Origin of the sequence: Amphibacillus xylanus NBRC 15112, from assembly GCF_000307165.1 — a bacterium.
Taxonomy (GTDB): Bacteria; Bacillota; Bacilli; order Bacillales; family Amphibacillaceae; genus Amphibacillus; species Amphibacillus xylanus.
On sequence record NC_018704.1, the window covers coordinates 1,103,576 to 1,118,038 of the forward strand.

The following is a 14,463-nucleotide window of genomic DNA, read 5'->3' on the forward strand; positions in this document are numbered from 1 at the left end:
TTAAAATGGTCTCGCCCGATTAATTTAGGGTGAGACCATTTTAATTTATTATTAATTGTAAAAGTAATTTTCCAACCCGATAATAATACCGCGGCTAATATCATCTTGATAACCAGGTGATTGAATCAACATTTCTTCAGATTCATTTGAAAGAAAGCCAAGTTCTAAAAGAAGACTCGGTCGTTTTGAATTGCGCAGAACAAGATAATCGCCTGTTAAAACACCTCGATCATTTGCCTTTGTTGTTTCAAGTATACCTTGATGAACAAACTCTGCTAGTGCTAAATCGGCTGATTTTCGATAGTAAGTATTTATGCCGTTTGCTGATGGATATTGTGGCTCACTATTGTAATGAATACTTAGAAAAACATCAGCACCGTGATAATTTGCTAAGATTGCTCTTGGTGTAAGCGCATAATAGTAGTCATCACTTCTTGTAAGATGAACTTTTGCACCTAGCAATTCTAGTTGATCTTGCAAATGTTTTGCTGTATTTAATGCGAAATTCTTCTCGTAGTTATTATGAACACTAATCGCTCCAACATCATAGCCACCATGACCAGGATCAATTACTATTACTTTATTTCTTAATGGTGTTTGGTTTAAATTAATTTTTATTTGTTCGTTAAGTATCCAAGAAGGGATGTAGCCTTCAGTATCTTGAAAATTGACTTTAACCCAGTCATTTGATTGTTCAAGTACTACAACGCTATCGCCCTTTGTTAAAATTGATAAAATCTCTGATTCAGTTGTTGCCGCTTCTCTTAAATGAAGCTTATCAACAGGAATTTTGAAATCGAATGTAGATGAGATGTTATTTTGGTTGTTAGTGTCGTCTGATGTAGTATCAGAATTGGAGGGAATTGTGACGGTTTGGTCGTCAGTAATCGTCACATAATCTCGACTTACCCATCCTGTTCCTCCATTATAATCAATTGCTACCCACTCATCTGTTTCATCCAGAAAAGTATATTGCTCACCTTGATTGACGTGTCCAATTAGTTCATGAGCTGTACTAGGACCAGTTCTAACTCGCAACTCGTCAACATCGATAGAAACTACTTTTGCAAAGCTAATAGACTGAGATAAAGTAAGCATGGATATAATGATGAATGTGAAACTTAAAACTTTAAAGACTCTTTTCATATTATGTATAGGTCAATGAATAATTAATTTGACCATGTCTCCTTTCAAAACTTGATATTTTTTTAGTATGTCGAATTAATTTCATCGTACCACAAATAATCACTAATTTTAAAGTTAAAAAGAGAAAAGCTTAAGATCTTTAGTTTCAACTTGACATTATTAGCTGTAAACAGTAATATTATAAACAATTCAAATAATTTAGGGTTATTAAAATCAATGAAGGAAAAAGTAGTTAAAATATGCGGATTAAGAGAGGAGATCTATTAGCTGAGAGGATCTCTATCAGGCGTTTTAATGAAAGACGATCTGGAGATGCTTTGTTGAACATAAGTAAGCAAAGCCGTTTACAAGCGTTAATTGTTTAAGTGGGATTAATCAACTAATTAATTCAACTAGGGTGGCAACACGGGTATACGCTCGTCCCTTATTTTGGGAGGCGTATTTTTTGTTGTCAATTTTTTTATATGTAAATTTAATTGATGAAAAATGGAGGAAATGATTATGATTAATTTACCTAGAGGTACTCAGGATATTTTACCTGGGGAATCAGAGAAATGGCAGTACCTTGAACGAAAATTTATTGAACTTTGTTCGCTTTACAATTACCAAGAAATTCGCACACCTATCTTTGAACATACAGAGGTCTTTCAACGTGGCGTCGGGGATACGACAGACATCGTTCAGAAGGAAATGTACACTTTTACTGACCGTGGGGATCGACAACTAACTTTAAGACCGGAAGGAACAGCCTCTGTTGCACGTGCATATGTTCAGCACAAATTACATGGACATGTTAAACAACCACAAAAATTGTTCTACCATGGACCGATGTTCCGTTATGAACGTCCACAAGCAGGAAGAATGCGTCAGTTTGTGCAGTTTGGCGTTGAAGCATTAGGTAGTGCTGATCCAGCTATTGATGCGGAGGTCATTGACTTTGCGATGACGCTGTATCAAAGTGTTGGGTTAAAATCACTGCGACTTGTTTTAAATACGTTAGGTGATCAACAAAGTAGAGAAGCACATCGTGAGGCACTGATTAACCACTTTACACCGGTTAAAGAAGAATTGTGTTCAGATTGCCAAGTTCGTCTAGAGAAAAATCCATTACGCGTGCTTGACTGTAAAAAGGATCGTAATCATGAGTCAATGAAGACAGCACCTAAGATTCTTGATTATTTAACAGAAGATTCTAAAGATTATTTTGAACAAGTGAAAAAATATTTAGATGAACTAGGTGTTGAATATGTTGTTGATCCAAATCTAGTTCGTGGATTAGATTACTATAACCATACAGCATTTGAAATTATGAGTGAGGCTGAAGGATTTGGCGCGATTACAACACTATCTGGTGGTGGCCGATACAATGGTCTTGTTGAGGAATTAGATGGACCTGATACACCTGGAATCGGTTTTGCTTTAAGTGTAGAACGATTATTAATGGCACTAGCAGCTGAAGGAATTGAATTACCTGTTGAGCATGCATTAGATTGTTATATCGTTGCACTTGGTGAAGAAGCCGAGTTAAAAGCAAGTGGTATAATGAAATCATTAAGAATGGCTGATATTAAAGTAGATAAAGACTTTTTAGGCAAGAAGATGAAAGCACAATTTAAAGCAGCTGACCGAGAAAATGCAAAATTTGTTCTCATTATCGGCGATCATGAATTGGAACAAGGCATTGTTGAAATTAAAGATATGTCAAATGGTACACAAGAACAAGTTTCATTTGACGCAATTATTAACTATATAAAAGAACGAATATAAGGGGGTAATCCGTATGATTGAAACACGACATTTAGCAGGAGCATTAACAAAAGCAAATATTGATCAGCATGTTACTTTAAAAGGATGGGTTCAGAAACGACGAGATTTAGGTGGCTTAATTTTTATTGATTTAAGAGACAGATCAGGCATTGTTCAAGTCGTCTTTAATCCTGCTCTATCTGAAGAGGCGCTAGCAATTGCTGAAACAGTACGAAATGAATATGTTTTACAGGTTGAAGGTACAGTTGTTGCTCGTGCTCAAGGAACGATTAATGAAAAAATGAAAACAGGCGAGATTGAAGTTACTGCAGATAAAATTTCTATTTTAAACGCATCAAAAACACCACCAATAAATGTGTTTGAAGATAAAGAAATTAGTGAGGATACACGTCTAAAATATCGATATATTGATTTAAGACGTGAGTCGATGCAAAAAACGATTAAATTACGTCACAAAACTGCTCAAGTGATTCGTCAATTTTTAAATCAAGAGAGCTTTTTAGAAATGGAAACGCCAATGCTGACTAAGAGTACACCAGAGGGGGCACGAGATTATTTAGTGCCAAGTCGTGTACATCCGGGGCATTTTTATGCATTACCACAATCACCACAACTATTTAAACAGTTAATCATGGTGGCTGGATTTGAACGTTATTATCAATTTGCTCGTTGTTTCCGTGATGAAGATTTACGCGCAGACAGACAACCAGAATTCACTCAAATTGACATTGAGACATCATTTATGACGAGTGACGAAATTATGGAAATGTCAGAACGTATGATGCAGTTAGTTATGAAAGAAATTAAAGGTGTCGCGCTTCAATTACCATTACCACGAATGACTTATGATGAAGCAATGTCTCGATATGGATCTGATAAGCCGGATACGCGCTTCGGTTTAGAACTCGTTGATTTATCAGATCTTGTGAAGGACTCAGATTTCAAAGTCTTCGCAAATGCTGTCATTAATGGCGGTAAGGTAAGTGCAATTAATGTGAAAGGTGAAGCGGCATCGTTCTCAAGAAAAGACATTGATAAACTAACTGATTTTGTGAAAATTTATGGCGCTAAAGGCTTAGCTTGGGTTAAAGTTGATGAAAATGGTTTCTCAGGACCGATTGCTAAGTTCTTTAATGAAGAAGCACAAGCATCAATTAGCGAACGCCTAAACGCATCAGCAGATGACTTACTATTATTTGTCGCTGACCAAACACAAATTGTTTATGATAGTCTTGGTGCATTAAGACAGAAGCTTGGAAAAGACTTAGGCTTAATTGATGAAGAACAGTTTAACTTCCTATGGGTAACAGATTGGCCGCTACTTGAATATGACGAAGATAACGGTCGTTATGTTGCAGCACACCATCCATTTACTTTGCCAGTCGCAGAAGATATTGACAGACTGTTAGCAGAACCAGAGAAGGTTAAAGCATCTGCTTACGACTTAGTTCTGAATGGATTTGAATTAGGTGGAGGATCTTTAAGAATTTATCAGAGAGATCTTCAAGAAAAGATGTTCAAGGTGTTAGGTTTTTCAGAGGAAGAAGCAAATAGTCAATTTGGCTTTTTACTACAAGCGTTAGAATATGGTACACCACCACATGGTGGAATTGCCTTAGGATTTGATCGTTTAGTCATGCTCTTAGCTGGTAAGACAAATTTACGTGATACGATACTATTTCCTAAGACAGCTTCTGCTTCAGATCCGCTAACAGAGGCGCCAAGTACTGTAAGTCAAAGCCAATTAACGGATTTACATTTATCGGTTTTAGAACCAAAAAATAAACACGAATAATAGGTGTAAACCCTTTCATAAACCTTGATTCATAAAAAAAGATGTGATAACATAAATGCATAAGTTAAAGATAACTTATGAGTTAATCCTGATGTGTTCGTTGAATTTATTATGTTTTGACCGAACATTATAAATTCGGGAGTCTGACTGTTTCGTTATGGCTTACAAGCCTATTTAGTAGGACGTAAAAAGTAATGAATAAGACACCCACCTGCTTACGAGCGGGTTCAAAACTTTTTTTAGGAGACGGCACGATCGGGATTAATACATAGATATAAAAAAATTACGCATTCACTCAATTTGGTGAATGCGTTTTTATGTTTAGAATGTGTTTTTGATTAAGTTAACGTGCAACCTGCTCTAAGTTACCGTTTTTGTCCATAACGAATGTAGGCATTTTCGTATCATCATCATCTTCAAAAACGACCATTTTCCGGGCGCGGTCCATAATTTGCAGAAATGCTTGATAATCTTCTTGAATCGTTTCTACTTGTTTTTCTAATGATTTGACTTGCTTTTTAAGTTGTTCATTTTCGTTTAGTAGCTCACGATGCTCTGTTTCTAGTTTTTGATAGTTTGCATGTTGTTGATTAGATTGAATGTTTTTATGTTTTAATTCAATTAAAAAATTTATTACATGATCTAAATCTAGTAATTGTGTAGAGTTAACTGCTTGCTCAGTTAATGAACTAGTATTCTTGTCATCTCCAACTGATACTGTTGGTTGATATAACTGAGCTTGTGATATTTTTTTCTTTTGTGCTAATAGTTGCTTTCGTTTGTTTTCTTTTCGTTGTCGTTTAGCAATATCTACGGCTTGTTCATAGTTTTGTCTAACTTCGGCATTCCATCTAAATCCACATGCAGCTGATGTTCGATTTAACTTGTCACCAACTTCTTCAAAGGCGTTTAATTGAGTACTACCTTGTCGGATATGTCGTAAAACCGTTTCAGCTAATAAAAGGTCATCCTCATGTGACCATGCATCTTGTCTAACCTTTGCCATACTCTCACTCCTGACTACTATTATTTTATTATTATTTTTTAAAAGATCAGTAGGCTATCTATAAGGAAAGTATGGTCAATGTTTGTTAAATTTATTCATAATTATTAATTTGATCATATATTTGCTTTAATGCACGTTCAAATTTACCTGTTTCAACTGGTTGATAATACTTTTTATTTCTTAGTGGTTCAGGTAAGTAATCCTGTTTAACCCATGCACCTGGATAATCATGAGGATATTTGTAACCAATTCCTCGACCTAACTTACTTGCACCATAATAATGGCTGTCTTTAAGATGTGGTGGAATGTCGCCAATATCACTATTCCTAACATCATAGATCGCTTGATCAAGAGCTTTATAGGCGGAGTTCGATTTAGGCGATAAACATAATTCAACTAATGCAACAGATAATGGAATTCTTGCTTCTGGAAAACCAACACGCTCTGCTGCTTCAATTGCAGCAAGTGTGCGCATACCAGCAGATGGATTAGCTAGCCCAATATCTTCATAAGCTATGACCGTCATTCTTCTGGCAATACTATCTAAATCCCCAGCTTCAATTAGTCGAGCCAGATAGTGTAATGCTGCGTTAACATCGCTTCCTCTAATTGATTTTTGAAAAGCAGACAGGACATCGTAATGAGCATCGCCACCTTTATCGTGATTGAAGCTTTTTTTCTGCATACATGCTTCTGCAACAGAAAGATCGATGACGATTGTATCATCAGCTGATTTCTTAGTAGAGAAGGCGGCTAATTCTAATCCGTTAAGAGCAGCGCGTAAATCACCACCAGATGCATTAGCGAAATGCTCAAGAGCCTCATCAGTGATTTTAATCTTCATATTGCCTAATCCTTCATCCTTATCATTAATCGCTCTAGTTAATGCTTCTTGTACCTCTGTTACTGATAATTTATTTAGTTCAAATAAATGCACACGACTTCGAATTGCAGGATTAATAGAGTGATATGGATTACTAGTTGTGCAGCCGATTAATGTAATTAGATTACTCTCAAGATGTGGTAAAAGAAAATCTTGTTTTGCCTTATCTAAGCGATGAACCTCATCTAAAATAATGACAAGGGAACCGAACATTTTTGCTTCTTCAACTGCAATTTCCATATCTTTCTTTTTATCTATGACGGCATTAAGAATTTTATATCTTAAACCGATAGATTTCGCTAACGCGATGGCCATTGAAGTTTTACCTGTTCCTGGAGGCCCAAATAGAATCATTGAAGCTAATCGTTTTGCACTAACCATCCGTTCAATCATCTTTCCTTCACCGACAAGATGCTTTTGCCCAATAATTTCTCCAATATGTTTAGGCCTTAAACGAAAGGCGAGAGGTTGTTTTGCCATGATGAAAACTCCTTTACTAAAAATTATTGCCGATTAAATATGTAATAAAAATAATGATATTGTAATAATGGTAACTTCATTTAACGTAGATTTTATCATTGTACAGATATGATAACTACTAAGTTAATTCTTACTAAAGTATATATTTGTAAGAAATGTCTATTAGATTACGAGTTGGACGTTTGAGTAAGCAGTCTGACTTGACTTTTGAAGGCAAAATCATTTAAAATAACAAACATTTGCTGTTATAAATCAGAATAACTTAATTGTCTTTATCGTACGTAGTTTAATCTTGAAATGCAAGTGATAACGAATATTCATGTTATAATGTAATAAGCAGTCGAAAGATTGATTTATCTAGGCAATTTTGTTTCAATAAAGGAGCGTTTTTAACATGAAAATATCTACTAAGGGCCGTTATGGTCTTACAATTATGATCGATTTAGCAAAAAATAAAGAGCAAACTCCGATATCATTAAAAAGTATCGCTAAAAATCATGATTTATCAGAACATTATTTAGAACAACTAGTACCAGCATTGCGAAATGCCGGTTTAGTAAGAAGTATTAGAGGTGCTTACGGAGGCTATTTATTAGCAAAACCTGCAGATCAAATAACTGCTGGTGATATTATTAGAACTTTAGAAGGACCGATAACTCCTGTTGAAGGAATTGAAGATGAAGAACCCGCTCAACAATCATTATGGATAAGAATTCGCGATGCGGTAAAAGATGTACTTGATACGACTACTCTAGAAGACTTGTCGAACTATGATGAAGATCACGAGAATGAGCCTTATATGTTTTACATTTAATTGATCAAGAGAAGGAAGGGACGACAATTGGAACCAATTTATTTAGACCACGCAGCGACTACACCGATGCATCCTAATGTGATTAAAGCAATGCAAGAAGTGATGGGGGAGGTTTACGGCAACCCTTCCAGTATTCATCAGTTTGGTCGTCGTGCACGTGCAATCCTAGATGAGAATAGAAGATACTTAGCACAATCCATTGGAGCAGATGAGAAGGAACTCTATTTTACAAGTGGCGGAACAGAGGCAGATAACCTTGCATTAATTGGAGTTGCACTTGCCAACCAACATAAGGGTAAGCATATTATTACAACAGCAATTGAACATCATGCTAATATTCACGCAGCTGAACATTTAGAATCTCTTGGTTTTGAGGTAACATATTTGCCGGTTAATGAAGCTGGGTACGTTCAACCATCAGATGTAGTTAGACAATTGCGTCCTGATACTATATTAGTTTCAGTCATGATGATTAATAATGAGGTTGGCACCATTCAACCAATTGAAGAGATTGCAAAAGTATTAAAGGATCATCAAGCATATTTTCATACGGATGCGGTTCAAGCTTATGGCTTAATAAAGTTAGATGTCAAACAACTTGGTGTTGATTTAATGTCGGTATCTGCGCATAAATTAAATGGCCCTAAAGGTGTTGGTTTTCTATATGCACAGCAAGATGTTAAATTTAATGCACTGCAACACGGTGGAAACCAAGAACGATTGAAGCGACCAGGTACGGAAAGTTTACCGGGGATTGTAGGAATGAGAGTAGCAATTGAACAGATCGAAGCCAATAATTATCAAACCTATGATAAATATAAATTATATCGAGATTTATTTTACAAAGAACTACAACAGTCAGGCATTGATTTCTCAGTTAATGGTAAGTTTGAAGAATTAGCACCGACTATATTAAATATTAGTTTTGCCAATACAAATGTTGAACAAATGTTAATGAGTTTAGATCTTGAAGGAGTTGCCGTATCTAGTGGAAGTGCTTGTACCGCTGGGTCAATCGAAGCATCTCACGTTTTAACTGCGATGTACGGATCAGATCATCCAAAGACAAAAAATTCAATTCGCTTTAGTTTTGGTTTTGCTAACGATGAAGCTCAAATGATTGAAGCGGCAAAACGTGTGATAAATGTAGTTAAACGATTGACGAAGTAGCGAAGGGAGGGGACAGAAATGAGAGAAAATAAAGATATACGTGTAGTAGTAGGGATGAGTGGTGGTGTTGATTCATCTGTCACTGCATTATTATTAAAACAACAAGGCTATGATGTCATCGGTATTTTTATGAAAAACTGGGATGACACAGATGAAGACGGATTTTGTACCGCAACTGAGGATTATGATGATGTCATTCGAGTTGCTAATCAACTTGAGATTCCGTATTTTGCCGTTAACTTTGAAAAGCAATATTGGGATAAAGTATTTACGTATTTCCTAGATGAGTATAAATCAGGCCGAACACCAAACCCGGATGTGATGTGTAATAAAGAAATTAAGTTTAAAGCCTTTTTAGATCATGCCTTATCACTTGGAGCTGATTATGTAGCAACAGGTCATTACGCTCAAATACGTCGAACTGGTGATAAAGTTGAACTTTTACGTGGGGCAGATCAAAATAAAGATCAAACATACTTTTTAAATCAATTATCAAGTGATGTGCTGGAAAAAGTCATGTTCCCACTCGGTCATTTAGATAAGAGTGAGGTTCGTAAAATTGCCAAAGAGCATGGTTTAGTAACGGCAAATAAAAAAGATAGTACAGGAATTTGCTTTATTGGTGAACGCGATTTTAAAACATTCTTAAGTGAGTATTTGCCGGCTCAGCCAGGTCGAATCGAGACGATGTCTGGTGTTGATAAAGGAACACATGATGGTTTAATGTATTACACGATTGGACAACGTCAAGGCTTAGGAATTGGTGGCCCAGGTGGCCCATGGTTTGTAGTAGGTAAAGATTTAGAAAGAAATGTACTATTAGTTGAAAATGAAGAAAATAATATTTATTTAATGTCTGATCAATTAATAGCAGAGGACGTTAACTGGATTAATGAACCTGAAGATAAGTCATTTAAATGTACAGCTAAATTTAGATACCGTCAAAAAGACAGTCATGTTCATGTAACGATTCTTGACGATGGTAAAGTTCAAGTTGATTTTGATGAACAACAATCTGCGATTACACCAGGTCAATCAGTCGTCTTCTATGATGGAGATGTCTGCCTTGGTGGCGGGACAATTAGTGAAATCTTCCGTGATCAAGTAAAATTAGACTATGTGGGATAAGCGATGCTGATAAAGGATATCAGCATTACTTATCCTTTTTATTTAGAAATTAAAAACACGTTGCTGAATTAGTTGTTACAAAGGGTTGCATGTTTTTTGCGTAACCCATAAAATTTTATTTTTTTAATTCAATTGTTTCGTTTATGTCAACTGTTTCAGCTTTTTGTCCTGTCAAGCGTTTATACATAAATGCAATATTTTTTATAAAATTACCTGTTTCCCAATATTCTGCTGCTTCAGCTTTTATCTTGATTAAAATAACATTTGGATCATCATAATTAGTTTGCATAATCTTTTCATGTGCTTTGGTCCAATATTCTTTTTTCTTCTCAAGATCGTCTACTATTTCAGCTTTTCCACGAACGGAAACATATGATTTACCAACATAAGCCACGTTTACATGTGAATCGTGTTTGATTTCATCATATTTATCTGTTTGCTTTTTCGTAAAAAACCATAAGTCTCCGTCAAATTCAACTTCTTGGGTTTTCATTGGTCGAGAAACAAGTCCTTCTTCACTCTGAGTTGTCACCATTGCAATATCAATACCCTTAATTAATTGTCTAAATGTTTCAATATCCTCTTGTTTAAATTGATTATCCATCGTTATCATCCTTATTACGTTTATAAGCGTATTTTTTCCCGATCTACTTCTTTTATGCAAATAAGGGAATAAACTAAAAAATAGAAATACATGTTATAATTAGGATATATGTTTAGTTAAAAAAATGTATGAATCTTGTCTGATTAATGGGTGGTTAAAAATATAACTGTATTGGAGGTCGTCAAATGATTCAAAATCATCTGGTTCATGAGTGTCCAAGATGTGGTGGGAAAGACTTGGGGAAAGGGAAACAGAGTGGTTATGCTGTTCTTAATCCATTTAAAAAAATTCTCGGGATGGGATCAGCAGTAATATATATACTTTGTACAGATTGTGGTTATATCATTGATCAATATGTGGAAAAGCCAGCTAGATTTAAAGGAACTTTATAATCGTCTTTCAATAGGTCTCATAAAAGAAGGGAACAAGCACTAAACTTGTTCCCTTCTGAGTTGAAACAGTTATTCTTCTTCTGGTCTAAAGTAGTGTAATGGTGGTGGAACTAACCAACCTTTTTCTTTATTCATTCTTAGTGCTTTTCCACCCAGTGTTGCCTTTTGACTGTGGAATTGACCGAACATCATCGCGATATCTTCACGGATCGATTGTCCCATAATTGTACTACATGCGACTAATCCTTTCGCAATATCAGCGGAAAGCATCGCCGCAATTTCAGGGTCTGAAAAGCGCGCACCTGCTGGTATCTCTTCTGTTATTGCATCAGGACGCTCGGGTGGTGTTGGGGGTAATCCAATACCGTTTGCTTTTAAAATTACTTCAATCTGCTTGACCTCTTCTATAGCGCTTGAATTGCTTCTTCTATTAGCTTTTTTAAATCTGCATCACCTGCATGGTTGAAATTTGTTTGAAATCCAGCTATTGATCCTTTAGCAGCTAAAAGAAATGACCATAAACCAAAGACTTCACCATAGTGCATCGGCTGATCCTTAGGATTTCCACTTAAAACGCCCATTGTCATCCTCCTAATTAAGTTCATCAATTGTGCCACCTCACTTTTACGCACAACATTATTGTGCACCAATCACTGCTTGATCATACATTTATAAGTTATTTATGAACGTGAAAGGATTGGGGAGGAAGTATATTTAATCAAGTTGTTGCTAGGAAAAAACAATGATAATATTTGATTAAGCTATGGGCAGTAAAAAATATATTTAAGTGCGCTTTTAGAGCAATCTTAATACTTTAATTAAAATTCATCCACAAATCAGTTATAATGATAAGAGTAATCTAAATGAATGGTAAAAATAAAGGAGCTTTTTGTGATGGAAGAACAATTAGTAATTCAAACTGAAAATTTTATTAAAGGAGAATTGGTTTATACGATTTACTCAAATCCTGCAGAACACTTTTCCATTGCAAAAATTAAAATCCTTGAGACAAATGAAGTGTATCAAGAGCCTGAAATTGTAGTAAAAGGCTATTTTAGCGAACTGCAACCAGGTGAAGCCTATTTGTTTTACGGGAAAATTGTTGAACATAAACGATTCGGCTTACAATACGATGTAAGCCACTTTAAAAGATACTTACCAGACACAAAAGAGGGACTTGTTGCTTATTTATCAAGTGATCTATTTTATGGAATTGGTGAAAAAACAGCACTAAAAATTGTTGATCAATTGGGAGAAACAGCGATTCAAACCATTATGGATAATCCAGCAGTACTTGATCAAATACCTGGATTAACAGAAGAACGGAAAAAAACGTTAGTCGAACAGTTGAGTGAACACCAAGGCTTTGATCATGTCGTTGTACACTTGTCGAAATATGGCATTGGTCTTAAAATGGCACAAAAAATTTATGAGGTCTATAAAGATCAAGCGATTGATTTACTTATGTCTAATCCTTATCAATATGTGTTTGATATTAAAGGATTTGGTTTTCATCGAGCTGATACAATCGCAAGACAAAATAAACTCGAATTAAACCACCCATCAAGAATTCGCGCTGGCTGTTTATACATACTTTATGAATCAATGCAAGATGGGCATGTGTTCTTACCGGTAGACCAGCTATGCCAAGAAGCTGATCGTCTTTTAAATGCTACTCAAAATCAAATTACAAATGAGGAAATTAATCAACAGCTAGTAGAGATGGCGGAAGAAGAAAGCATTGTTCTTGACGATGAAAAAGCATATTTACCTTATCTGTATTATGCTGAGGCAGGCTTTTCAACACATATTAAGCGAATTTTGAAACAAGAGCCAATTGAAGCTGTTCCAGAGGCAGAGTTATTAAAAATAGTCGGTGAAATTGAAGAAGAAGAAACGCTTAGCTATGGTAAAGAACAATACGAAGCGATTCAACAGGCTTTACATGAAAAGGTCATGATTCTGACAGGTGGACCTGGAACAGGGAAAACAACAGTCATAAAAGGAATCCTTCGAGCTTTTAGCAGTATTCATGATGTTTCACTTGATTTAGCTGACTATGAGAGTAAATCAAAATTTCCATTTATTTTAACAGCACCAACAGGGCGGGCTGCGAAAAGATTGTCTGAGTCAACAGGCTTACAAGCAATGACAATTCACAGACTATTAGGCTGGGATGGTGGCGATGGCTTTGAAAAAAATGAAGCCAATCAGTTGGAAGGCCGTTTAATCGTTGTTGATGAATTTTCCATGGTTGATATTTTTCTTGCGAATCAACTCTTCAAAGCGATTCCTACGAATATGCACGTATTATTAGTTGGGGATCAAGATCAATTGCCTTCTGTTGGACCTGGACATGTTCTTGCAGATTTATTAGCATCGAATCAAATTAAGGCAGTAGAGCTTAAAGAAGTATATCGACAAAAGGAAGGTTCTAAAATTATTGAGCTTGCCCACCAAATAAAGCACGATAGAGTTGAATCAAATACTCTAACAAGAGCAAAAGACTTTAACTTTATACGGTGCCAGTCTTATGACATTATCGACGCATTGAAGCAAATTGTCCAAAAAGCATTAGAACGTGATGTAGATATTAAGGACATGCAAATACTAGCACCTATGTATCGTACAGACATTGGTATACATCGGATTAATCAAGAAATTCAGCAGATTGTTAATCCTAAACGATCTAGTGTAAGAGAGATAAAAACGAAAGATGCTATTTTTAGAACAGGTGATAAAGTTATTCAGCTTGTAAATCAACCTGAAGATGGTGTTTTTAATGGAGATATTGGACAAATTACAGCAATATTTAAAGCAAATGAAAATGTTGAAAAAGAAGAACAAGTCGTTGTCACTTATGATGATATTGACGTTGTATATAACCGAAATGATTTGAAAAATATTACACATGCTTACTGTATTTCAATTCATAAATCACAAGGTAGTGAATTTCCGATAATTATTATGCCGGTTGATCGTAGCTATCGTCGGATGCTAAGGAAGAATTTATTGTATACAGCGATAACCCGTGCGAAAAAGTCGTTGATTATTTGTGGTAATGAAGCAGCCTTTTTAGCTGGTGTTCGTGAAGTGGATACGAATATTCGTAACACGACTTTAAAAGAACGGTTAACTAAAGTATTAACGGATGAAGATTATGCTGAAAAGCTTGCTTCAGCAACAGAGGAAGACCATCATTTATCACCATATGATTTTTTAACTTAATCTGAAAATATATGTTTAAACAACACCTTTTCGTACCATAATATGATTAT

The 14,463-nt window shown here is 35.5% G+C and carries 11 protein-coding genes, 1 other RNA gene, 1 pseudogene and 1 other annotated feature; of the genes and pseudogenes, 8 read left to right on the forward strand and 5 right to left on the reverse strand.

The features are described 5' to 3' along the window. Positions 1–51: 51 nt before the first annotated feature. Positions 52–1,098, reverse strand: coding sequence for an N-acetylmuramoyl-L-alanine amidase (locus AXY_RS05440; protein ID WP_015009790.1), 1,047 nt, complete (start codon positions 1,096–1,098; stop codon positions 52–54). Between the two features lie 255 nt (positions 1,099–1,353). After that, positions 1,354–1,574 (forward strand) — a binding site (T-box leader). 58 nt (positions 1,575–1,632) lie between these two features. Between AXY_RS05440 and hisS the strand changes: the two genes are divergently transcribed. From hisS to ssrS, 3 genes are all read left to right on the forward strand, one after another. Beyond that, the gene (gene hisS, locus AXY_RS05445; RefSeq protein ID WP_269447586.1) at positions 1,633–2,913 is read left to right on the forward strand and encodes a histidine--tRNA ligase; all 1,281 of its coding nucleotides are present in this window, start codon (positions 1,633–1,635) and stop codon (positions 2,911–2,913) included. A gap of 13 nt (positions 2,914–2,926) precedes the next feature. Beyond that, on the forward strand, positions 2,927–4,708 hold the full coding sequence (aspS, locus tag AXY_RS05450; protein WP_015009792.1) for an aspartate--tRNA ligase: 1,782 nt from the start codon (positions 2,927–2,929) through the stop codon (positions 4,706–4,708). 82 nt (positions 4,709–4,790) lie between these two features. Beyond that, positions 4,791–4,974: non-coding RNA, 6S RNA (gene ssrS / locus AXY_RS12390), on the forward strand. Between the two features lie 77 nt (positions 4,975–5,051). Here the strand turns inward: ssrS and AXY_RS05455 are convergent. After that, positions 5,052–5,714 carry an RsfA family transcriptional regulator gene (locus AXY_RS05455; protein WP_015009793.1) on the reverse strand — a complete coding sequence of 221 codons (663 nt, stop codon included), beginning with the start codon at positions 5,712–5,714 and terminating at the stop codon, positions 5,052–5,054. 91 nt (positions 5,715–5,805) lie between these two features. Next, complete coding sequence (locus AXY_RS05460; protein ID WP_015009794.1) at positions 5,806–7,077, reverse strand: replication-associated recombination protein A; 1,272 nt, start codon at positions 7,075–7,077, stop codon at positions 5,806–5,808. A gap of 394 nt (positions 7,078–7,471) precedes the next feature. Between AXY_RS05460 and cymR the strand changes: the two genes are divergently transcribed. From cymR to mnmA, 3 genes are read left to right on the forward strand one after another with little or no spacing between them, the layout of a single operon-like run. Beyond that, on the forward strand, positions 7,472–7,891 hold the full coding sequence (cymR, locus tag AXY_RS05465; protein ID WP_015009795.1) for a cysteine metabolism transcriptional regulator CymR: 420 nt from the start codon (positions 7,472–7,474) through the stop codon (positions 7,889–7,891). Positions 7,892–7,918: 27 nt separating this feature from the next. Beyond that, positions 7,919–9,061, forward strand: a complete 1,143-nt coding sequence (locus AXY_RS05470) for a cysteine desulfurase family protein (RefSeq protein WP_015009796.1) — start codon at positions 7,919–7,921, stop codon at positions 9,059–9,061. A gap of 18 nt (positions 9,062–9,079) precedes the next feature. After that, positions 9,080–10,189, forward strand: coding sequence for a tRNA 2-thiouridine(34) synthase MnmA (gene mnmA, locus AXY_RS05475; RefSeq protein WP_015009797.1), 1,110 nt, complete (start codon positions 9,080–9,082; stop codon positions 10,187–10,189). Positions 10,190–10,304: 115 nt separating this feature from the next. On the opposite strand, the gene AXY_RS05480 is transcribed toward mnmA, so the two are convergent. Then, a complete protein-coding gene (locus AXY_RS05480; protein ID WP_015009798.1) occupies positions 10,305–10,793 on the reverse strand; it encodes a pyridoxamine 5'-phosphate oxidase family protein in 489 nt (162 codons plus the stop codon). Between the two features lie 185 nt (positions 10,794–10,978). On the opposite strand from AXY_RS05480, the gene AXY_RS05485 reads away from it, so the two are divergent. Continuing rightward, a complete protein-coding gene (locus AXY_RS05485) occupies positions 10,979–11,185 on the forward strand; it encodes a hypothetical protein (protein WP_015009799.1) in 207 nt (68 codons plus the stop codon). A 69-nt stretch (positions 11,186–11,254) separates the two neighbouring features. Here the strand turns inward: AXY_RS05485 and AXY_RS05490 are convergent. After that, positions 11,255–11,766 (reverse strand): annotated as a pseudogene (locus tag AXY_RS05490) (DUF3231 family protein). A gap of 313 nt (positions 11,767–12,079) precedes the next feature. Here AXY_RS05490 and recD2 point away from each other — a divergent pair. Further along, positions 12,080–14,413, forward strand: coding sequence for an SF1B family DNA helicase RecD2 (gene recD2, locus AXY_RS05495; protein WP_015009802.1), 2,334 nt, complete (start codon positions 12,080–12,082; stop codon positions 14,411–14,413). Positions 14,414–14,463: the final 50 nt, after the last annotated feature.

Coding starts and splice junctions, on each gene's coding strand:
- AXY_RS05460 (WP_015009794.1), bottom strand. CDS start 7,077: ATGGCAAAACAACCTCTCGCCTTTCGTTTAAGGCCTAAACATATTGGA.
- hisS (WP_269447586.1), top strand. CDS start 1,633: ATGGAGGAAATGATTATGATTAATTTACCTAGAGGTACTCAGGATATT.
- AXY_RS05455 (WP_015009793.1), bottom strand. CDS start 5,714: ATGGCAAAGGTTAGACAAGATGCATGGTCACATGAGGATGACCTTTTA.
- mnmA (WP_015009797.1), top strand. CDS start 9,080: ATGAGAGAAAATAAAGATATACGTGTAGTAGTAGGGATGAGTGGTGGT.
- AXY_RS05440 (WP_015009790.1), bottom strand. CDS start 1,098: ATGCTTACTTTATCTCAGTCTATTAGCTTTGCAAAAGTAGTTTCTATC.
- AXY_RS05480 (WP_015009798.1), bottom strand. CDS start 10,793: ATGGATAATCAATTTAAACAAGAGGATATTGAAACATTTAGACAATTA.
- recD2 (WP_015009802.1), top strand. CDS start 12,080: ATGGAAGAACAATTAGTAATTCAAACTGAAAATTTTATTAAAGGAGAA.
- aspS (WP_015009792.1), top strand. CDS start 2,927: ATGATTGAAACACGACATTTAGCAGGAGCATTAACAAAAGCAAATATT.
- cymR (WP_015009795.1), top strand. CDS start 7,472: ATGAAAATATCTACTAAGGGCCGTTATGGTCTTACAATTATGATCGAT.
- AXY_RS05485 (WP_015009799.1), top strand. CDS start 10,979: ATGATTCAAAATCATCTGGTTCATGAGTGTCCAAGATGTGGTGGGAAA.